21 protein-coding genes are annotated in these 21168 nt (G+C 58.3%); 3 read left to right on the plus strand and 18 right to left on the minus strand.

The features are described 5' to 3' along the window. Positions 1 to 13 precede the first annotated feature (13 nt). From JOE65_RS11080 to JOE65_RS11095, 4 genes are all read right to left on the minus strand, one after another. Complete coding sequence (locus tag JOE65_RS11080; protein ID WP_205163252.1) at positions 14 to 1585, minus strand: transporter; 1572 nt, start codon at positions 1583 to 1585, stop codon at positions 14 to 16. Beyond that, positions 1567 to 2361 (minus strand): ABC transporter ATP-binding protein, encoded by a 795-nt coding sequence (locus JOE65_RS11085; RefSeq protein ID WP_205163253.1) that lies wholly within the window; start codon positions 2359 to 2361, stop codon positions 1567 to 1569. Before JOE65_RS11085 ends, JOE65_RS11080 begins: the two co-directional genes overlap by 19 nt. 96 nt (positions 2362 to 2457) lie before the next feature. Beyond that, positions 2458 to 3399 (minus strand): tetratricopeptide repeat protein, encoded by a 942-nt coding sequence (locus JOE65_RS11090; RefSeq protein WP_205163254.1) that lies wholly within the window; start codon positions 3397 to 3399, stop codon positions 2458 to 2460. Between the two features lie 30 nt (positions 3400 to 3429). Next, entirely contained in the window at positions 3430 to 5124 is a 1695-nt protein-coding gene (locus tag JOE65_RS11095) for a DUF8094 domain-containing protein (RefSeq protein WP_205163255.1), read from the minus strand. A gap of 289 nt (positions 5125 to 5413) precedes the next feature. Between JOE65_RS11095 and JOE65_RS11100 the strand changes: the two genes are divergently transcribed. Beyond that, positions 5414 to 6490 carry an AI-2E family transporter gene (locus tag JOE65_RS11100; protein ID WP_205164169.1) on the plus strand — a complete coding sequence of 359 codons (1077 nt, stop codon included), beginning with the start codon at positions 5414 to 5416 and terminating at the stop codon, positions 6488 to 6490. Here JOE65_RS11100 and JOE65_RS11105 read toward each other — a convergent pair. Continuing rightward, the gene (locus tag JOE65_RS11105; protein ID WP_205163256.1) at positions 6487 to 7296 is read right to left on the minus strand and encodes an alpha/beta hydrolase; all 810 of its coding nucleotides are present in this window, start codon (positions 7294 to 7296) and stop codon (positions 6487 to 6489) included. The two genes, JOE65_RS11100 and JOE65_RS11105, sit on opposite strands and share 4 nt — an antisense overlap. 376 nt (positions 7297 to 7672) lie before the next feature. Here JOE65_RS11105 and nucS point away from each other — a divergent pair, with 376 nt between their 5' ends. After that, entirely contained in the window at positions 7673 to 8368 is a 696-nt protein-coding gene (gene nucS / locus JOE65_RS11110; protein ID WP_205163257.1) for an endonuclease NucS, read from the plus strand. Positions 8369 to 8422: 54 nt separating this feature from the next. Then, positions 8423 to 9670 (plus strand): N-acetylglucosamine-6-phosphate deacetylase, encoded by a 1248-nt coding sequence (locus JOE65_RS11115; protein ID WP_205163258.1) that lies wholly within the window; start codon positions 8423 to 8425, stop codon positions 9668 to 9670. A gap of 47 nt (positions 9671 to 9717) precedes the next feature. On the opposite strand, the gene JOE65_RS11120 is transcribed toward JOE65_RS11115, so the two are convergent. The 13 genes from JOE65_RS11120 to JOE65_RS11180 form a co-directional block, all read right to left on the minus strand. Further along, positions 9718 to 10149 carry a DUF2550 domain-containing protein gene (locus JOE65_RS11120; protein ID WP_205163259.1) on the minus strand — a complete coding sequence of 144 codons (432 nt, stop codon included), beginning with the start codon at positions 10147 to 10149 and terminating at the stop codon, positions 9718 to 9720. A gap of 7 nt (positions 10150 to 10156) precedes the next feature. After that, entirely contained in the window at positions 10157 to 10453 is a 297-nt protein-coding gene (locus tag JOE65_RS11125) for a F0F1 ATP synthase subunit epsilon (protein WP_205163260.1), read from the minus strand. Between the two features lie 3 nt (positions 10454 to 10456). Further along, a complete protein-coding gene (atpD, locus tag JOE65_RS11130) occupies positions 10457 to 11929 on the minus strand; it encodes a F0F1 ATP synthase subunit beta (RefSeq protein WP_205163261.1) in 1473 nt (490 codons plus the stop codon). Between the two features lie 69 nt (positions 11930 to 11998). After that, positions 11999 to 12892 carry a F0F1 ATP synthase subunit gamma gene (locus tag JOE65_RS11135; protein WP_205163262.1) on the minus strand — a complete coding sequence of 298 codons (894 nt, stop codon included), beginning with the start codon at positions 12890 to 12892 and terminating at the stop codon, positions 11999 to 12001. Between the two features lie 69 nt (positions 12893 to 12961). Then, the gene (gene atpA / locus JOE65_RS11140; protein ID WP_205163263.1) at positions 12962 to 14599 is read right to left on the minus strand and encodes a F0F1 ATP synthase subunit alpha; all 1638 of its coding nucleotides are present in this window, start codon (positions 14597 to 14599) and stop codon (positions 12962 to 12964) included. 98 nt (positions 14600 to 14697) lie between these two features. Further along, positions 14698 to 15513: a F0F1 ATP synthase subunit delta gene (locus JOE65_RS11145; protein ID WP_205163264.1), complete on the minus strand. Its 816-nt coding sequence runs from the start codon at positions 15511 to 15513 to the stop codon at positions 14698 to 14700. Continuing rightward, the gene (locus tag JOE65_RS11150) at positions 15513 to 16058 is read right to left on the minus strand and encodes a F0F1 ATP synthase subunit B (RefSeq protein ID WP_205163265.1); all 546 of its coding nucleotides are present in this window, start codon (positions 16056 to 16058) and stop codon (positions 15513 to 15515) included. The genes JOE65_RS11145 and JOE65_RS11150 overlap by 1 nt, the downstream gene beginning before the upstream one ends. Before the next feature lie 47 nt (positions 16059 to 16105). Next, complete coding sequence (gene atpE, locus JOE65_RS11155) at positions 16106 to 16321, minus strand: ATP synthase F0 subunit C (protein ID WP_205163266.1); 216 nt, start codon at positions 16319 to 16321, stop codon at positions 16106 to 16108. 71 nt (positions 16322 to 16392) lie between these two features. Beyond that, positions 16393 to 17187, minus strand: coding sequence for a F0F1 ATP synthase subunit A (gene atpB / locus JOE65_RS11160; RefSeq protein WP_205163267.1), 795 nt, complete (start codon positions 17185 to 17187; stop codon positions 16393 to 16395). A 92-nt stretch (positions 17188 to 17279) separates the two neighbouring features. Continuing rightward, positions 17280 to 17576 (minus strand): AtpZ/AtpI family protein, encoded by a 297-nt coding sequence (locus tag JOE65_RS11165; RefSeq protein WP_239536696.1) that lies wholly within the window; start codon positions 17574 to 17576, stop codon positions 17280 to 17282. Further along, positions 17573 to 18061, minus strand: a complete 489-nt coding sequence (locus tag JOE65_RS11170; RefSeq protein WP_205163268.1) for a Cg1360 family ATP-synthase-associated protein — start codon at positions 18059 to 18061, stop codon at positions 17573 to 17575. Before JOE65_RS11170 ends, JOE65_RS11165 begins: the two co-directional genes overlap by 4 nt. Before the next feature lie 108 nt (positions 18062 to 18169). Next, positions 18170 to 19192, minus strand: coding sequence for an MraY family glycosyltransferase (locus JOE65_RS11175; RefSeq protein ID WP_205163269.1), 1023 nt, complete (start codon positions 19190 to 19192; stop codon positions 18170 to 18172). Continuing rightward, positions 19192 to 21033 carry a polysaccharide biosynthesis protein gene (locus tag JOE65_RS11180; RefSeq protein WP_205163270.1) on the minus strand — a complete coding sequence of 614 codons (1842 nt, stop codon included), beginning with the start codon at positions 21031 to 21033 and terminating at the stop codon, positions 19192 to 19194. Before JOE65_RS11180 ends, JOE65_RS11175 begins: the two co-directional genes overlap by 1 nt. Positions 21034 to 21168: the final 135 nt, after the last annotated feature.

Genomic DNA, 21168 nt, shown 5'->3' on the forward strand with positions numbered 1-21168 from the left:
AATGTGCCTGGTCTCACCGGTTCTTCGAGACAGCGGACAACAGTTCCGGTGTCCGGTTGTCAAACCAGCGTCCACCCAACCGGATTCCTGCAATCAGGAACACAGAGCCCAAAATCACACCCACCGCCAACGTAAGCCAAGCAAAAATTCCCTGTCCGGTGGTGAACGCCAGAATGGCCAGAACCAGCTCCGGGGAGATAAGGACACCCAGGACCAGCCAGCCGCCCATCTGCACCACGAACATTTGCATTCCGGACCCCGGAGGAGTTTTAAACGGACTATCCCCGGGCACGGGAACGTTGTAGGTGAAGCGCGCCGATATGACGGAAGACAGACCGAGCCCCGACAACAGTGTTCCAAGGGTCAGCCCTGCCAGCGCAGGCAACTGAGCCCACCCATTGTTGACCCAGGCCGTGCCCACAACGAACAACACGCAGATCGGGAGAGCGACGAGGCCACAGGCTACGGCACGGCCGATCCGGTCTGCCACTCCGCTGACACCGGTGGATACATGTTGAGAAAAAGCTGTGTTGTCATAGGAAATGTCCGCCGAAATGGACCAGGCCAGAAGAAACGCGGTCACGGGGCCAAGAATGTTCAACAGGGCCAGGCTGCCGCTCTGGCTAGCCGAAAACCAGAGAATCACCGGAAGAAGGGGAATAACAATCAAAGATGCCCCATATCGCGGGTCCCGGAACCAGTACGTCAGGGATCGTGCCGCCACTGCCCCTGCCGGGGTACCGGGAAAGAAACCGAAAAAACCAAGCTTGCCCGCTGCCCGTCGGTTAACCGATTGGTGTACAGGAGTCACAAGTGCCTTGGCGAGCAGTATCTTCCATAGCCACAGCGCAAGAGCCAGCGTCATGACCGCGATGAGGAATTTGAGCGCTGCTTGACCGCCATGCCCCAGCGCCACGTCGCCAGGAACTGACCAGACCGCGCCCAGTGGCGTCCATGACATGGTTTCAGCCAGTGCCGGAAGGAGATCCTGAACGTTACGGATGCCAGCCATAGACGCGGTAATGATGGGTCCGAGCAGAATCAGCGGGATGAAGGCAACAATCCCGCTCACGTCCTTGAATCTGCGCGAAGCGGACAGCGATGTGGTCGCGGTGGTGACCAGGCGCGAGAACACAACGCACGTCAACACCGCCACCACCGCACAAACCAGAGCCGTAGCCAACGATGCCGGATTGCGCCACCAGACAGCGGAAGTTCCGAGCGAGGCAATGAGCGTTACAACACCGGGAATACCGACCAGTCCGGCTGCTGTCAGCCCTGCTATCAACGTATTCATGGGTACCGCGAACGTGACAAAACGAGCCGGATCCAGAGTCATATCCACACCCGATGCGACCAGTGGGATGATCATCCATCCCAGAATGACCAGTGATCCCGTCAAGACGAGAATGGTGTGCGCCAGTTCGGGATCTGCAAATCCCAGAGTGATCAGCCCAAAGAGAATCAGCCCAAGAATCCCCAACCCGTAAACTCCGCCAAGGATCAATCCGATCATCTGCCAGACATTGCGCTTCAGTGAATTTCTGAGGAGCGCAAGTTTCAGCCTTACGAGTTCCGCAACCATTCGAGCCCTTCCGAAGCGCTGCGCCCACCAACAAGCTCGACGAAGCGGTCTTCCAGACTCGAAGTGCCGCGCACCTCGCCCACGGTCCCGGCAGCGAGCACGGCGCCGCTCGAGATAACCGCCACATGATCACACATACGCTGGACCAGGTCCATCACGTGGCTGGAAACGATGACCGTTCCGCCCGAGCGGACGTAGCCGTTCAGAATGTCACGGATATTTGCCGCCGAGATCGGGTCCACGGATTCAAACGGTTCATCAAGCACCAGCAGCCTGGGGGCATGAATCAACGCTGCGGCAAGAGCAATTTTCTTTGTCATCCCCGCTGAATAATCCACAACAAGGGTGCCGGCGTCTTCCAAGAGATCAAGGGCGCGCAAAAGGTCGGCTACTCGCTCCTTGACAGTTTCCCTGTCCATACCACGGAGCAGACCGGAGTACGTCACAAGTTGCTCCCCGCTCAGGCGGTCGAACAGACGCACCCCGTCGGGCAAGATCCCCATCAGCTTCTTGGCTTTCAGCGGATGTACCCAGACATCCACTCCGTGAACGCAAGCCTGGCCTGAATCTGGGCGCAGTAGGCCGGTAGCCATGGACAGCGTGGTGGTTTTACCTGCCCCGTTGGGACCAACGAGCCCATAGAAGGACCCCGACGGCACATCAAGGCTGATGTTGTTCACGGCCTGCTTATCCCCAAACCGTTTGACCAGTCCACGCAACGACAGCGCAGGCGTGCCATGTGGCGCGGGTGGATGTATATACGTAAAATCGCTCATGATCCAACGTTAACAAGACACCTCGCTCCACGCTGTCATCCGAGCGGATGACAGTTCGGTCACCCGCAGGATGACGGCTACGTCACTGCAAGCGCGTCAGAACAATACGCGAGTCAATCGGCCACGTGCCGCCGTAACACGTTCCTCGGCAGCACCAACGATATCGAAGAGCTCCACAAGCCTGGCGCGCGCAGTCTCCCGTTCCTCACCCGTGCTGCGAGCAATGAATGTCAGAAGTCGATTAAACGCGTCCTCCACATGTCCGCCAGAGATGTCGAGGTCGGCTACATCGAGTTGAGCCTGGAGGCCCTGTGGATCGTCAGCCGCCGCGGTCCTGATGTCCTCTGCGCCCCTGCCCTGCAGCCGGAGCAGTAACTCAACCTGGGTAAGGCCTGTTCTAGCTTCAGCATCAGCGGGGTTCTCTGCCAAGGCCTTGCGGTAGGCTTCGGCTGCTGCAGAGTAGTCTCCCGCCTCGATCGCGTCGAAAGCTGCCTGGTGGAGGGGTGGAAGCGGTTCTGGGGAGTCCTCTACCGCGTCCGTTCCGGTGCCTTCGCCTGCGGTTCCCGTCACGCCGTTCTCGCCGGCAACTTTAAGCAGCTCGTCAAGGAACTGACGGATCTGCTGCTCTGGAACAGCGCCCTGGAACAGCGGAACGGGCTGGCCCTTGAGTACTGCGACAACTGTGGGAACCCCTTGAGCCTGAAACGCCTGCGCGATCTGCGGATTCGCCTCCACATCCACGCGGGCCAGCACAAGTCTTCCTTGATAGGACTGCACAACCTTATTCAAGACGGGTGCCAATTGGACCGAGTCAGGGCTGAAATCCGCATGAAGTTCAACGACCACCGGGACCTCGGCGGAGAGCTGAACAAGTTGAGGGAATCCCTGCTCATCGACATCCATGACGAATCCGGCGTCCTGATTCGGATCGGAAGCCGAGGCAGACTGCGCCGGCTTCTTCAGCGACGCTAGGTCAACAGCACCGCGCAGATGCATCGTGGATGGTTCGGGGATGGGCTGTGATTGCTGTGGAGTCATTACTTCACCTTATGACGTACTGGGTATGTGCTATTTGAGCTTGGCCGACAATAACGCCTGCGCCGCGCCAATGACCTGAATCGCCGAGCCACTGTCCTTGGGCGGTATATACATCATGACCGCTTGACCGTACTGGACATCAATCCTCTTTTCCGTTTCTTTCTTTCCCAGCAGCTGTTCGACGACGCCCTTGGGCTTCAACGTATCTCCAGGACCTTTCGGAGAGCTTGCGTAGGTGTTGTTCAGATATCCAAAAACGATGGCGCCGCCGTCGCCCGTGCGCAGCGCGTGAGTCCGTTCCGGCACAACCGTGTGGGTGAACTTGATGTCAGCAAATTTACTCTCAGCACTCTTGACCGTCGCAGTCTGTGATTCGATGACGTCGTCGACGAAGGTATTCTCGGCGATTCCGTCGTCCGTCTTCAGCTTGGACGCCGTGAGCGTATCGGCAAGGGTCTCCAGTGCCGCCACCGGCGATGCCTTGAGACCTTCACCGGATTCCTTGGCTTGAGGTGCCACACCTGTTCCGCCAGCCGGCACCTTTGGGAAGGTGGTTCCGGGGAGCATTTGCATGGCCGAGACGAGCTGGTAATTGCTGCGAGCTTCAGCCTGGGTCAGCACCAGCGCCTGTGGCACCTCATTGGCCTCGCCTTGAGTCACAGCGACTACGGTCCGGGGCCAATCTTGTTCGGTGGTGATCATCTGCGTCAACAACGGTTCCGCCGCAACAGCGACCGGTGGCTCCTCATCGGGAGCCTTTGCTCTGACCTGGTAGTTTGCGCTCCGGAGCTGTTGCGCAGCGCCATCTACACGGGCCTCGAGCATTTCGGGATCGCGGGCGGCATCGGCCTGCTCTACTGCTGTTGCCACAGATTCGAGGATCCGCACCAACTGGCTTTCCAGTAGCGCCGGGGTGGTCTCGATCTTCGCCGGCGCACCCTCCTCGGAACCTGCAGTGGAAGCGGTCGCTGCCGGGGTACCGGTCGCAACAAGACCCAGCAGGACTGCCGCGGTAAGCGATGTGCGCAGGGCCGGCACGACCATGGCATTCTGCCCGCCACTTCGATACGCAGTGGCACCGGAGCGGCCAGCGCGCCGAGCTGACCGGGGAGCCGAGGCGGTCGCGCGTCGGCCTCCGCCTCGTTTGGATGTGAACGCAAGCGCAATGCCCAGAACCGACAAAAGCGCCCCGACAACTATAAGAGGAACAGCGAATGGGGTGGTTTCGTCGTTTGGCCAGGAAATCGACACGCTCGTTGGCGCAGGGGCCTTGCCGTCTGCGGCAATCAGCAATGACCACTCACCCGGTGCCGGATCCACCCACGATAAGACTGTCTCTCCCGATGCAGTGTCCTCGCTCACCCAGAGGTCCGAACCACGCGGGTCGGGCACTGATTTCTCGCCCTCGGAATAGGAGGATTCTATCTTGTCCTCGGTGACACCAGTCAGCCGCACGTGAGCCGCTTTGCCAACCCACGCCTCGACGTCGTCGGCGCGGCCAATGGCCACCACAAAGTCACCCTCGCCTTGGACGGTCACGTCGATCTTTTCCAGGTCATCGGGACGGATATCCGCGTCAACGACCACCACCGGTGCTTTCTGTACATCCGTTGCCGTGGAGGCTGCCATCGTCTGAGCTGGAGCCCAGAACGTCGTCTGGGCAACACCCCAGGCCGCGAGAAGTAACCCAGCAAGTACCAGTGGTACCGCAATTTTCAAACGCACAAAACTACCTAACTTCAGTCACGTCTACGCGTATCGGTGAACCCGGGCGCTCAGCCAAGGCACGAACGGACCCGATGCTTGATAACCCTATGGTAACGAAGACCACGCCCAACGTGTTCCCCCGCCGCCACTTTGCAATCCACTCAGCTGGCGTGCAGGTCCGCGGATAGTGCACTTCGGCGATCCGCCCACACCAAGAAGCACGCTGCTGATAATGTGACGGACATTGGAGCCAATTCGACGACACCGAAAGGCGGAACAGGCGGGCGTGACCATCAACAACAACGGGATGGATCCAGGTAGGATCCCATCCTCACCGGAGATGAAAAACCCGGTCCGTCACCCAATCCACTTCGGTTTCATGGCCAGCGTAGGCGTAGGACTGGCACTGCTGCTGTTTTTCATCTTGACGAACGTGGGACAACTGCTGGTCTGGATCAGCGCTGCGCTGTTCATCGCCCTCGGGCTGGACCCGGTAGTTCGGTGGCTCGAAAAAAAGGGCGTTCCGCGACCCGGTGGTATCGCCGCATCGCTGCTCATACTGGTCGGTATCATCACGGCATTTTTTGCGACGTTGATTCCTACGATCGTCAACCAGACCACCCAACTGATAGAAAACGGTCCCGGGTATGTCCAGGACTTCTTGAACTCGGAGTTCTTCCGGAGCGTTGATGAACAGTTTCAGGTCCGGGACCGAGTCGCAGAAGAAGCCAACAAAGTATTCGCTGACTCCGGGGTGATCGGCGGAATATTCGGTGGAGTTCTGGGCGTGGGGAGCGTCATCGTCAACAGCCTGTTCGGCACACTGATCGTTCTGGTGTTGACGCTATATTTTCTAGCATCGCTTCCTGCCATGAAAAAATGGGCGTACAAGTTGGCGCCGCGAAGCAAACGGCGGCGGGTCGAGATACTATCCGAAACCATCACAAGCAGCGTGGGCAACTACGTCATCGGCCAGGCATGCGTTGCCCTCCTCAACGCCACGGCAGCCTTCATCTTCATGAGCATTGCCCATGTGCCATTTTCGATACTGCTGACATTCGTCGTCGCGTTGCTGGCCTTCATCCCACTCATTGGGGCCGTCATCGCGGCGATAGTCGTGACTCTCGTGGCCCTGACCGCCGGATGGCAAACCACCTTGTTGTTCGTCATCCCCTATCTGGCATACCTGCAATTTGAGGCATATTTCGTATCCCCACGGATCATGCACAAAGCGGTATCCGTGCCGGGAGCCGTTGCGGTCATTGCAGTTATTGCAGGGGGCAGTCTGCTGGGTGTGCTCGGTGCCCTGATAGCTATTCCAGCAGCCGCGGCAGTGATGCTGCTACTGGAAGAAATCTTCATCGCCAGGCAAAACAGGCTCTAGACCTTCGGGGCAGGTGCCTCCGCCAATTGACCATTCCAAGACTCCGGAAGCGGAGTGGAGGCACCACCGTTGTCCAGCACGGCGTCCGTGATCTCATTCAGCGCACGCCGAGCATATTTTTCGCCCACCCACAGGTGCTTTGCCGAATCGACTCCTATAACGCGAGCCTGCGGTACTGCGGAGAAGCGTTGGACTGCCTCCTCCGGCTGCAGATAGTCATCGAATTCCGGGACAAGGACCGTCAGCGGCTTACCGGAGGCAGCCCACGCTACCAGATCCTTCTCCCCCGCCCGATGCAACGGCGGCGATAGCAGAACCGCACCCTGAGCAGCGGACGCCGCCGGTTCAACCGCACCATATTTCAGACAGAGTTCAGTTCCGAAGGACCATCCGACAAGCCAGATGTTGTCCAGTCCGCGCTCAACGCACCACGCGAGAGCAGCCTCGAGATCATGCTGCTCAGTGACACCGTCCCCGAACTTTCCCTCGCTGCAGCCACGGGGTGAGCACGTACCGCGGGTGTTGAATCGCAGCACTGCGATGTTCGCCAGAGCCGGCAACCGATACGAAGCCTTGCGGAAGACATGTGAGTCCATGAATCCACCGTGGGTCGGCAACGGGTGGAGCGTGAGAAGTACGGCATCCGGGGAACCGGTCAACGGTTCAGCGTACTCACCCACAAGCGTCAGCCCATCCGCGGTGCGCAATTCCACGTTCTCGCGGTTGGCCGGTAGCACGGAGGAGGCGCGGATGGGCTGGGAGCCGTCTGTTGCGGAAAACTCCAGGTCGTGGGGTGAAGTCGTCATAGAAAACAGTCTAAGGTCAGCGGAAACTGCGCGTGGACCAACACCTGTCATGCCAGTGCCTGCGATCTTCCAAGGCGGTCTGCGCACCCAGCAAGGAATCTTCTTGCCACACCACCACGTGCGCCGTACCGGGACGGATAATCGTATGACATCCGGGACAGCGGTACTCTTTCGCAGCGTTTCCGGGAGTGATTCGACGCACAGCCCAGACGCCGTCGCGCGCGGACTCGCGCTGTGGAAGCCCAGCCCGAGTCCATTCCAGACTAGGTTCCCCGTGCTCCCGAGGCAGAGGTGTCCCACGTCTGCGTCTGGGTCTATTCGAACGCGGCATGGTCCCAATTCTGCCCTACTCCGCCATCGCGGTAGAGTAGCAGCCGTGCGAATCGTCATTGCCCGCTGTTCCGTCGACTACATCGGACGGTTGAAGGCTCATCTGCCTCTTGCCACCAGGCTTCTCATCGTCAAGGCTGACGGCTCGGTCCTGGTGCACTCGGACGGCGGATCGTATAAGCCGCTCAATTGGATGAGTCCTCCGGCCCGCCTATCCGCAGCTCCACCGGATGATACTGATGCAAAAGCGGGCATTATCGATGTCTGGACAGTGCAGAGCGCAAAGAGCGACGATCGTCTGGTGATCCGCATTCATGAACATATCCACGAGACATCCCATGACCTTGGTGTTGACCCCGGCCTCGTGAAAGATGGCGTGGAAGCAGACCTCCAGCGGTTGCTAGCCGAACAGATCCACACTCTGGGCGACGGTTACACTCTGGTCCGGAGGGAGTACATGACTGCTATCGGCCCCGTGGACATACTGGCCCGGGACGCGGACGGTTCCACCGTCGCCATCGAACTCAAACGCCGCGGCGATATTGACGGTGTTGAACAGCTCACGCGTTATCTTGAACTGCTTAACCGCAACCCACTCCTGGCACCGGTCAGGGGCGTCTTCGCCGCGCAACAGATCAAGCCCCAGGCCCGTGTGCTCGCCGCAGACCGCGGCATCGACTGCCTGACCCTTGACTATGACGCCATGCGCGGCGTGGACAATTCAGAATCCCGACTTTTCTGACCCCGCTGCCACCCAGATGATGCGACCTCTAGCATCCCCGCCTAGACTCGGTCCATGACCACTGAGCGAGCGGACCACGAATACCTCGTCGGGCGGATCGTCTCCGGCGCAGAGATCATCAACGACGGCCTAGTGGCGTTTGTGGAGGACCGCATTCACTATGCCGGGACTCGCGAGGGATTTCTCCATGAAGTTGGCACGAATCCGGTGGCAAGCGGTTGGAGGCAATCCGATCAGAGCGCCACGGACTCTCTACTGCTTCCGGGCATGGTGGATCTTCATTGTCACGGGGCAGCTGGTTTTGATTTTAGTGACGGCAATGAGGTGGGCAATCGCACGGCCGCGGGCCACCAACACGAATGCGGAACCACCACTCTTCTCGCCAGCACCATGGCACTGCCTCACGGACGTTTACTTAGGGCGTTCGAAGCCCTGAATACGCTCGTCGACGAGGAACTGGTTTCAGGAATTCACTCCGAGGGGCCGTATCTGTCGCCACAACGGTGCGGTGCCCAGAACCCGGACTTCGTCCGAGAGCCCAACGAACGTGAACTTATAGAACTTCTGCACGCAGCGGCAGGAAACCTATTGACCATGACTTGTGCACCTGAGCTTAATAATTCGGCCATGCTCGTCGACATCTTGACAACCCATGGTGTTACGCCGTCGTTGGGTCACACCAACGCCGATGCCAGCACTACCGAGGCTTCCCTGCAGCTGATCAGCGAGGAAATGGCATCCGCAGGATTCGATGGGCACTTCGGAAAACCAACAGTCACGCACCTATTCAATGCCATGCCTCCCATGCATCACCGCGACCCCGGCCCAATCCCAGTTTTCTTGCGCACTGCGGCGGAGGGAAACGCCGTCGTTGAACTCATCGCTGACGGCGTCCACGTGGATCCGGAGGTCATCCGAACCGTTTTCGCCTTACTGGGACCGAACGCGATTGCACTGGTGAGCGACTCCACGGCGGTAACCGGTTTGCCCGACGGCGAGTACCTGCTCGGCGGGGCCCCCGTCACGATCCGTGGTTCCACCATCGAGCTTAAGCGGTCGCATACTTTGGCTGGTGGGGCAGGCTTTCTACTGGACGTCGTTCGGGCTGCCGTTGCTGCCGGCGTCGAGCTGGCAGACGCAGTCTCGAGTGCGACGGCGACGCCCGCCGAAGTCATGGGGCTGGCTGATGAGGTTGGTGCACTGCGTAACGGCCTGCGGGCAGATTGCCTCGTCGTGAATTCCGATCTGGACCTTGTAGCTGTTGTTCGCCGAGGAGAATGGCTGAGAACGAAACGCTGCTGAACAACTGCCGTCCGAACGCCGTTAAAATGTTCTCCACGTGTCCTCGGTCAGCGCCAGGTGCCAATCCCGATTACTGGACCTGCCTCGAGCCACGAAGATAGGCCTGTATAGGCTTCGTACTTCATCACGAGCAGCAGTTCCTTCCCCTCATAGTGAAGGCAAACTACCACCGCACCAGGTTGAATTCTCGGCTTCTCTGCCTCTGTGGGCTGCCGCCACCCCTGCAGCTCCAGTGAACTACGCAGAAACTTGTACTTCGGTCGGGGACTCAGAGACATCAAGCGCAGCCACTGGAGATGATTGTCCCCATAACGACAAACCCCCATCTGCCAACCGTCAGGCGGAAGGTAAATGGAGGCGTCGAAAGTACCCAGAGCGCGTCGCAGTTGAATGCGACGCACTCCAAAGGCTATGAGAACCAGAACAAGCAGAACAAAGACTACTGCCAGAACGAGGAACGTATAGCCGATTTCATTCAATGTTTGATCAGCGAGTTCCTGCGCTCGATGCGGCAGGTGCGCCTTCGGTTACCTTCGCGTTGTCGGCGACAATAACTACACGATCGCCATCAACAGAGAAGAAACCCCCATCGACGGAAACCGTCATTCGTGCACCTTCAACAGGCACAATCCCCAGATCTCCCGCAGCCAAGACTGCCAGAATCGGCGAATGCCCAGGCATAACGCCTATTTCACCATCGCTGGTCCGAGCGCGAACCAGCGTGGCTGGACCAGACCAGACAAAATGGTCAGCGGCAACAATTTCAACATCAAGTTCAGCCATGAGTTACCTGGTCTGCTCTTGGATCTTGGCCCATGCACGCTCAACGTCATCCATGCCACCAACGTTGAAGAATGCCTGCTCCGCGATGTGGTCCACATCGCCGTTACAGATCATCTTGAAACTCTCGACGGTGTCCTTGATCGGCACCGTTGAACCTTCAACACCCGTGAACTGAATTGCAGTGTAGGTGTTCTGAGACAGGAACTGCTGAATACGGCGAGCACGGGATACAACGATCTTGTCTTCTTCCGACAGTTCGTCCACACCAAGGATCGCTATGATGTCCTGTAGTTCCTTGTTCTTCTGAAGGATCTGCTTGACCCGAACTGCTGTGTCGTAGTGATCCTTGCCAATGTACTGAGGATCGAGAATACGTGACGTCGAGGTCAAGGGATCAATCGCTGGATACAGGCCTCGGGAAGCGATTTCGCGTGATAGTTCCGTTGTGGCGTCCAAGTGCGCGAATGTTGCTGCTGGCGCGGGGTCCGTGTAATCATCCGCAGGAACATAAACAGCCTGCATGGACGTGATGGAGTGACCTCGGGTTGACGTAATGCGCTCCTGAAGCAGTCCCATTTCATCCGCCAGGTTTGGCTGATAACCCACGGCTGACGGCATGCGGCCAAGCAGCGTGGACACCTCGGAACCAGCCTGTGTAAACCGGAAAATGTTGTCGATGAAGAGCAACACGTCCTGGTTCTGTACATCACGGAAGTACTCCGCCATGGTCAGCGCCGACAGTGCAACGCGCAGTCGCGTTCCCGGCGGCTCATCCATCTGGCCGAATACTAAGGCTGTGTCCTTGAGGACGTTTGCCTCTTCCATCTCGACCCAGAGGTCGTTTCCTTCACGTGTACGCTCGCCTACGCCGGCAAATACCGAAGTACCACCAAAGTTACGCGCTACACGGGTTATCATTTCCTGGATCAAGACGGTCTTGCCAACACCAGCTCCGCCGAAGAGCCCAATTTTCCCACCCTTGATGTATGGGGTGAGCAAGTCTATGCTCTTGATTCCGGTTTCGAGCATCTCTGTGGAACCTTCGAGACGATCGAACGCCGGTGCCTTGCGGTGAATGGGCCAACGCTCGGTGATTTCAAGTGCGGACTCTTCAACATCGAGAGGCTGTCCCAGAACGTTGAAGATGTGGCCCTTGACGACGTCGCCAACAGGTACAGAAATTGGTGCGCCGGTGTCCTGCACGACCGCACCTCTCACCAGACCGTCGGTGGCCTGCAGGGAGATCGCCCGGACAAGGTTGTCACCAAGGTGCTGTGAGGTTTCGAACGTCACCGTGTGCGTTTCACCGTCGAGGGTGATCTCGGACGTCAGCGCGTGGTACATGCCTGGGATGGCGTCCGCCGGGAATTCGACGTCAACAACCGGGCCGATAACACGGGCAATACGGCCCGTTGCGCCGGGCGCGGCGGGCGCAGGCCCGCTGGTGGCTCCAGCTTCGTTTGCTGTGGCAGTCATCTCTCTCACTTCACTTCTTGGATGGCGTGGGTTTAAGTTCATGCGATGTGCGGGCTAGCGAGGCGGCCGTCAAGACGCGCTCAGGGAGTCCGCACCCGCAACGATTTCCGAAAGTTCCTGGGTGATTTCAGCCTGCCGAGCCGTATTGGCCAAACGGGTGAACTTCTTGACCAGGTCGTCTGCGTTGTCACTGGCGGACTTCATTGCCCTCTGACGGGCGGCCAGTTCACTTGCGGCCGCCTGAAGGAGAGCCGCGAAGATTCTGGACTCGATATACCGCGGCAACAGTGCGTCGAGCACCTGCTCAGTCTCCGGCTCAAACTCGTACAGTGGCAGCAGATCCGATGCAGCGGCGGCCTCTTCCTCCACTACCTCCAGAGGAAGCAAACGAATGACCGTTGGCACCTGGACCACCATGGTCTGGAAGCTCATATAGACAACGTGGATCTCGTCCACGCCACCATCTTCGTAGTCCTTGGTGAAGTCCGCGAGCAGGGTGCGACCTATTTCCTGTGCCGTCTCAAACTCGGGAGAGTCAGTATTCCCGAGCCATGAACGTTCGAACTCTCTCTTCCTAAACTGAAAATACTGTTGGGCCTTGTTGCCTACGAGGTAGGAGCGAACTTCCTTACCTTCCTCGCGTAGCAACTCGTTGAGCTGCTCGGCCTTCTTGATGACACTGGTTGAATAGGCACCGGCAAGACCGCGGTCTGACGTCATAATGAGAACCGCGGCCCGACGAATCTGTTCCGGCTCCGTGGTCAGTGGGTGATCGAGTTCAGTCTGTGACGCCACAGCCGAAACCGCGCGGGTAATCGCGTTCGCATGAGGCAGCGACGCCTTAACGCGCGCACGAGCCTTACTGATCCGCGAAGTAGCGATCAGTTCCATCGCCTTGAAAAGTTTCCCCATGGACTGGGTGGACTTTATTTTTTGGCGGTAGACCCGAAGCTGGGCTCCCATACTTGTCCTTTCATCAATTCAAAGCCCCAGAGTGCCCGCCGTGACGGCGGGCACCTTAGTGCAGGGCTGCTAGCGCTTCTGTCTGACGATCTTTTCCTGGTCCACAGACCCACCATCAAGAGCATCGTGCTCTTCGTGGCCGGAGCTGACGAGACCATCATGGCCTTCGCCGAAGAAGCCCCTTTTGAACTCGCTGATTTCGGTCGTGAGTTGTTCAACCGTAGAGTCCTCTAGCTTGGACGTCTCGCGCAGAGTCGTCAGCACGCTGGTAGAACGCTTGAGGTGATCAAGGAACTCGGACTCAAACCGTGAGATGTCCTCGATAGGCACATCATCCAAGTGGCCCTTGGTACCGGCCCAAATCGACACAACCTGATCCTCGACCGGGAAGGGGCTGTACTGCCCCTGCTTGAGCAGCTCCATCAAACGCTCACCACGGGTGAGTTGCTGACGGGAGGCAGCGTCGAGATCCGATGCGAACATGGCAAATGCCTGCATATCGCGGTACTGAGCGAGATCCAGCTTCAAGGTACCCGAGACCTTCTTCATCGACTTCACCTGCGCGGCACCGCCAACTCGGGAAACAGAGACGCCCACGTCAACTGCCGGACGCTGATTGGCGTTGAAGAGATCGGACTGAAGGAAAATCTGCCCGTCGGTGATGGAAATGACGTTGGTCGGGATGAACGCGCCGACGTCATTAGCCTTCGTCTCGATGATCGGAAGACCCGTCATGGAACCCGCGCCCAACTCATCCGACAGCTTGGCACAGCGCTCGAGAAGACGTGAATGCAAGTAGAAGACGTCTCCCGGGTAAGCTTCACGTCCCGGCGGACGGCGAAGCAACAGCGATACCGCACGGTACGCCTCGGCCTGCTTTGAGAGGTCATCAAAAATGATCAGAACGTGCTTGCCGCCGTACATCCAGTGCTGTCCGATGGCCGAGCCCGCATAAGGTGCGAGGTACTTGAAGCCGGCCGGGTCAGAAGCAGGTGAAGCAACGATGGTCGTATACTCCAGTGCCCCTCTGTCCTCTAACGTCTGGCGCACCTCGGCGATCGTGGATGCCTTTTGCCCGATGGCTACATAGATGCAGCGGACCTGCTTCTGGACATCTCCGGACTCCCAGTTAGCTTTCTGGTTCAGGATGGTATCCACGCAGATGGCGGTCTTGCCGGTCTTGCGGTCGCCGATGATGAGCTGACGCTGTCCACGACCGATAGGGATCATCGCGTCGATAGCCTTCAGACCAGTCTGCAGCGGTTCGTGCACTGATTTACGCTGCGTTACACCGGGCGCCTGCAATTCCAGTGCACGGGTAGTTTCGGCCTTGATCTCCCCACGGCCGTCGATGGGCATGCCCAGCGGGTCAACGACCCGTCCCAGAAATTCATCGCCGACAGGCACGGACAGGATCTCACCGGTTCGGTGCACTTCCTGTCCTTCTTCGATGCCGGTGAAGTCTCCGAGGACAATGACGCCGATTTCGCGAACATCCAGGTTCTGGGCAAGGCCCAGAGTTCCGTCTTCGAAGCGCAGCAACTCGTTGGCCATGACCGAGGGAAGACCCTCGACACGGGCAATACCGTCACTGGCTGTGGTCACACGGCCAACTTCTACGCGCTCGGCGTTCCCGGGCTCGTAGGACGCCGCGAACTCGTTCAACGCGTCGCGGACGTCGTCGGCGTTGATGGTCAATTCGGCCATCTGCAGTCCCTGCTCTCCTGTGTTGTGATCTCCGCCTGAGCGGTGACCGGTGTTTGGTTCAGTCTCGATGTTCCGCGCCGAGGACGGCCCCGGAACGGTTATCCGGCCATTCTCCGGCCGAGTTCATTCAGTCGCGTAATCACGGAGGAGTCAACGACTTCATCTGCAACCTTGACTCGGATGCCTCCAACGAGTGCAGGATCGACCGCAACGTGAACAGTCAGGTCACGGTTATATAGACCGTTGAGCGCGGATTCAAGCCGGCTCAACTGTATCTGCGACATCGGGCGGCTCACTGAAACCTCAGCGATCCAACGTTGCTGACGTTCGCCTACAAGTTCAATGAAACGTTCGACGACGCCGCTCGGTTTCAGACCGCGTGGAGCAACAACTGCCTGACGGATGAGAAGACGGGCTTCCTCCGATGCTCCAGGCACCAACTTCTTGGCGAGATTGGCCTTGGCCGAGTCATCGGCACGACCATCGGCAAGCGCCCTCTGCAGCTCGTGATTTGATGCCACTACGCGTTTGAAGGCGTAGAGGTCTGCCTCCAGCGAATCGAGTCCTTCCGATCCGTTTCCCCGACGCTCAGCAACGGAGATGGCCGTTAGCCCAGCTAACGTCTCCAGCGCGTCGCCGATGTCCCTGGCAGCTGCCCACCGGGCAGAGGCAAGTCCAGCGGTGACTGCAATTGCGTCCGTGGACACCTGTTGAGCAAAGAGATTCGATACGAGATTCACCTTGCTCTCGCGGTCCCGTGCCGGGTCCGTCAGCGCTCGACGCAGGCCAGCATTGCTGTCCAGAACGGAAAGAATCGAAAAGAGCTCTTCCGCCAGAGACAACGGAGCGCTTGGCAGACGCGTCTCCAGATCTTCTCTGGCTACTGACAACGCTGTAGCCGATATGCCTGCCATTATTTCGCAGCACCTGAGCTCTGATTTTCCAGATCCGCGAGGAACCGGTCCACAACACGTCCTGCACGTTCGTCGTCGTTGAGTGACTCGCCCACGATCTTGCCCGCAAGTTCTGTGGCCAGGGCTCCAACTTCGCCGCGAAGCGATACTACGGCTGCCTCTCGTTCCGCCTGAATCTGTGTCTGTGCCTGCGCGGTGATACGCGCCGATTCAGAAGCAGCCTTTTCCTTCAGTTCCGCAAGGATCTGGGCACCTTCAGTACGCGCTTCTTCACGGATGCGGTTGGCTTCCGTACGGGCTTCCGTCAACTGCTGCTTGTATTCCTCGAGAGCAGCGGTTGCCTCAGCCTGAGCGGCTTCAGCTTTCGCAATGCCACCCTCAATGGCTTCCGCACGTTCGGCGTAGACCTTTTCAAAAGCGGGCACCACAAATTTGACGGCAATGAACCAGAGCGCCGCGAAGCCGATCGCGACAACCACGATCTCCCATACGTCGGGCACGATGGGGTTGGCTCCCTCTGCGGCGAGAATTACTGCCTCATGCATTTTCGATCCGTCCTAAGTGTTAAGAGGTCTGCGTTCGGGTGATGCTATTAGATAGGCAGAACGAACGCGAAGACCAGACCCAGGATGGCGAGGGCTTCAGTCAGTGCCAAGCCCAAGAACGCGATCGGCTGGAGAACGCGCTGCGCCTCAGGCTGACGAGCAACACCATTGATGTATGCCGCGAAGACAAGTCCCACGCCGATGCCACCACCGATTGCCGAGAGACCGTATCCGATGAGGTTGAGGCTACCCTGTACTTCCATTGTGTTCCTTTCAAGATGCCGCTATGCGCGGCAGGTTGCTTGGGATCATCCCCGGCGGGGAAGTCTTTACGCTAGTGCGAGTCGGCGTTCATTGCGCCTTCAATGTAGATCGCGGTCAGCAGGACGAAGATGTACGCCTGCAAGACCATGATCAGAGCTTCCAGGAAGTACATTGCAACCGCTCCGGCAAGAACCAGAACGGATGTACCCTGCAGCAGAATGTTCTCCTGGGCAATCAGGAATTCGATACCCGAGCCAGCTACCCCAACGATCAGGTGCCCGGCAAGCATGGTCGCGAAGAGTCGGAGGCTGTGCGTGACCGGCCTGACGAGGAAATTTGAAATGATCTCGATGGGAATAATCATCGGCAGCAGGTACCAAGGGACGCCCGAGGGCACCGTGGCAAGTTTCAGGTACCGTATTCCGTACTTCTTGAAACCGAGCCCGATCCAGATGAACCAGACGAGCGCAGCGAGTACGTAGGCTCCCCCGACGTGCGAGAACGTTGGGAGTTGAAGAATCGGGATGGCACCGTAAATGTTGTTCACCAGGATGAAGAAGAACAGGGAGAACAGCAACGGCACGTACTTGATGAAGTCCTGACCGCCAAGAACGTCTTTGGCGACGGAATTACGCACGAAGCCATAAGCTGTCTCGCCCAGAAACTGTAGTTTCCCTGGTACCATCGAGCCTTTTCGAATGGCGAACATGAAGAAGAAGGCGATGATCACCACCGAAAGCAGAACAAGCAACGAGTGCTTGGTGAAGTCGAATGAGCCGATCGAAAAGATGGCTGGCAGGTGTTCACCAACACCGGGCGGAGCAAACCCACCCTCTTCAGCGGCGGGGAGCGCAAGCGCGATCAACGCGTTTCCTCTCTGCAGTGTCCGTCATTGGGCATTAGGTGATCAAGCACAGCAGTGAAGTGCTTGATCAATGGAATTCTCTGGCATTAGTCCTACTCCGTGGCCTTGGGATGTTTCGGCCCGTCGTCCTGATCTCTAGCGCGAAAGAGGTTATGCATGGCTGAAAGATAGAACCCTCCAGCTACTCCCACAAGCGCGCCGGCCAGAACGATCCAACCTGTTCCGAGCAGACTATCCAATCCCCAGCCTATCAAACTCCAGACCAGGATCCCGCCAACCACATAGCTGAAAACAGCGAGCCCAGCGTTGTATCCCCCGCTGCTTGTGTCGTTGCTCAACGGGGCATCGATTTCTCCGTTGCGAGGGCGCTGACGTGAAGACTTGCTCATCTTTTCTCCTCCCCCGCCACTGGGCCGGTCACGGGACCGTAGAGAAGGTTACGTGTCTTGGAGAAGGCGAAGACTTCCGCTGTTTGCCACACGATCACGACTACCACTGCGGCAACGAAGAACCATGTTCGATCCAGCCAGTCTGGTGTTCCCAGTAGGAACAGAACGACGGCAAAACCAACGACTTTGAGCACATACGCAGCCATGAAGAGCCCAATGGCGCCAGAAGGGTTATTTCTGCCCGCATAATGACCGATCAGAAGACTGATTCCGAAGAACAACACAACAATTCCGGCACCGTAGAGTGCACTGACCGCTCCGGCAACTCCTCCGCTGACCATCGCAATTGCTGTCATCGTCACCAGAGCCGCTGCGGTGAACTGCAGACAGGTGCCCAAAATCCGCAGCCACGGTGATTGCGTGGGTCCTGAAACGCCATCGACGTACCCGGCGGCACGAAAACCATCGGTGGCTGGTGGTGTCATGGAATACCAATCATGGAGGGCTCAACCGGATTGACCGGCCGTGTCGGTCAAAATTCTACAACAGATAGAAGTCAGGGGAAGAACCGTGCCTTGACTGAAACCAACGCGTCACGATTCAGCAGCCCCTACCCGACGCCGCGCGAGAATGGACGGGGACTTGAGGTAGAAGGCAAGGATCAGCGCCATAAGGAAAAACAGCGGCACGCTGACGGGGGGCGGCGCAGTCGCGGCCACAAAACCGCAACCGCTGACGACCACCGTGCATGCGGTGACCAACAGCGCGGCGCCAACATGGTTCAGCCCCGAATCAATCAGGCGTTGATACACGTGCTGACGGTGCGAGGTGTACCACGTCTCGCCCGCCCGGATCCTTCGAACAAGCGTCGAGAATGTGTCCACAAGGTAGATCAGGACCGGGAAGAACAGGTATTCAACGTAAGTGCCGGAGAGGAACGCCGCAGTCGCCGTGGCCGCAATGATCCCTCCGAGGAGGTAACTGCCAACGTCGCCCAGAAAGACGAATCCGCGACCAACGTTCCAGGGTAGAAAGCCGGCGAACGAGGCCGCGATAACGGCACCCATGATGGTGAGCCACATCTGATCGTCAAGGTATCCCGCAAGAGCGTAGAACACGCCAACAACGACACCATGGAGCCCGGATATGCCGTTGATACCGTCCATGAAGTTAGCCACGTTAATATAGCCGGCAATGGCCAATGCACCGACGGCGACCCAAAGTAGGTTCTGGTCCATAGTCCAGGCGAGGGCAAGCGCCCCTAGTACTCCGATGAGCAGTTGAAACGCCGCGCGCCTCTTGATGGAAAGACCCCGGAAGTCCTCTATCCACCCGAGTAGCGCTGCGGAGAGACCGGTGAGGGCGACAATGAGCAGTACCGACCTGTCTACTTCTACGAGACCTGTCAGGAACGCAATCCCCAACCCCAGAAGAATAGCTGCAGTTACGGTGAGCCCGACCCCCCTGATGACGTGAGTCTGGTGTGAGGACCGTTCGTTCGGAATATCGATGACGCCCAACCGCAGCAGTACCGGTTTAAGGGCAAAAGGCAGCAACAAACTCGCCACCAGGGTCACGCCCAGCACCAGAATGAACAACGGTACTTGTCCGATCATCAGCCAGCCTCCCCATGCTGGTCCTGTCCAACCTTGGATTCACACTGAGCCATCCACGCCTCGATCTGCATCTCATGCGGGTCCAGCGGTTTCACCGCAGTGTGCGAAATCTTGGGATGGATTGGGCGGGCATCGTCCTCTCCCTCACCCATCAGTACCTCATGCAGTTTCTCGCCCCGCCGCAGGCCTGTATAGACAATTTCTATGTCCTTACCAGACAGGCTGATCATACGTTCGGCAATATCGAGTATGCGCACGGGCTCACCCATATCCAGGATCAGCAATTCGCCTGCAGCACCGACGCTTCCGGCCTGTATAACCAGCTGGCAAGCCTCCGGGATGGTCATGAAAAAGCGGGTGGCATCTGGGTCGGTAACAGTCACAGGTCCACCCTGCCGAATCTGTTCGCTGAACAGCGGGAGCATGGAGCCGCGACTACCGATGACATTGCCAAAACGTACCGACACATACGGTCTTTCAGTCTGATTTGCCGCCCACGCCGTCAATTTCTCCGCCACACGCTTGGAGTGACCCAAGACCGTTGATGGGTCCGCCGCCTTGTCGGTTGAGACATTGATCAGGGAGGGAACTTCGGCCGCCATGGCGGCATTTAGGACATTGAGCGTTCCCAGGACATTGGTCTTCCACGCTTCTGCCGGGTACTGCTCCAGAAGAGAAACATGCTTGAGTGCAGCGGCGTGGAAAACGACGTCGGGCTTTCGTTCCTCGAAGATCTTCCGGATCGCTGCAGCATCTCTTATATCTGCCAGGACGGTGTCTGGGCCGTCCAACAGCCCCCTGCCTGTCAACGAAATCTGTGTTTGCTGGAGTCCCGTCTCGTCGCGGTCCAGCATGATGAGCTCTTCAGGGGCAAACGGCTTTATCTGACGGCAGAGTTCCGATCCGATGGAGCCCCCAGCTCCGGTGACTAAGACACGCTTCCCCCGCAGGTAGCCAGCAACCTCGCTGACATGGATATCCACCGGGCTCCGACCAATCAGGTCCTCCACGGCTAGATCGCGAAAATCAGGAATGGCACCCTTATCCCCGCTGGCAAGCATCTCGCGCAGCGGCGGCAGCACAAGCACTCGGATGTCGAAGCCCTCGACAAGGTCGGAAATGCGCCGCACCTGGGCTGCCTCAACGTTGGCGTAGGCGATGATGAGGACCTTTGCCTCCATGCGCCGGATGACATCTGGCAGGTCCTCGGTGCGGCCTAGGACGGGTACCGAGGAAAGCCGCAAGTGCTTTTTAGCCGGATCGTCGTCGATGAGGCCGACTGGGCGATAGGGAGACTCTGCATCCTGAACCATCCGCGTCACGAGCGAACTTCCCAAGAAACCAGCACCGTAGATCAGCGTTGCTTGTGCTTCCTCACCGGGGCGGGCTTTGCTCTCGACATACATGCGCTTCAGGTAGCGGATGGCCGCCATGAAGAGGCAGGCAAAGGGGAAAGCGATGATTCCGGTACTGCGTGGAACGTCTATCAGCAGGCCAAAGGCTACGGACACGAGCACCAGAATCGCCGTGACGACAACGGTCACCAACACGAGCAACTTCACCTCATGGAAGCTGCCGAAACTGTAGCGTCCTTTATACAGGGCGAACCCGAATCCGACGATTCCCTGCGTGACGATGGCCGCCAAGCAATACACCAGCAGGCCCTCAATGTTCATCACGTCATCGGTGAGCTCGTACCGGAGTATCAGCGCAAGAATGATGGAGACGATCCACGCCAGCGAGTCAAGCAGATATTGAGACCAGAGCCACAGCGCGGGCTTGCTGGTGCGTTGAGGGTTATCGGGGCTAGTGATTAAAGAGTTCGTGCTCACGGCAGGCATGGTCCGGATTCGTTGAGAGAATGGTTCCGCGGTCCTGTACTAAACTTGGACCTACTGAGAATACTAACCGCACCATGTCCGGCCGCCTCGAACGCACAACGAACCCACCGGCGCGCGGACGGTTCTGGAAAGGAC

The organism is Arthrobacter roseus, assembly GCF_016907875.1.
Classification (GTDB): Bacteria; Actinomycetota; Actinomycetes; order Actinomycetales; family Micrococcaceae; genus Arthrobacter_J; species Arthrobacter_J roseus.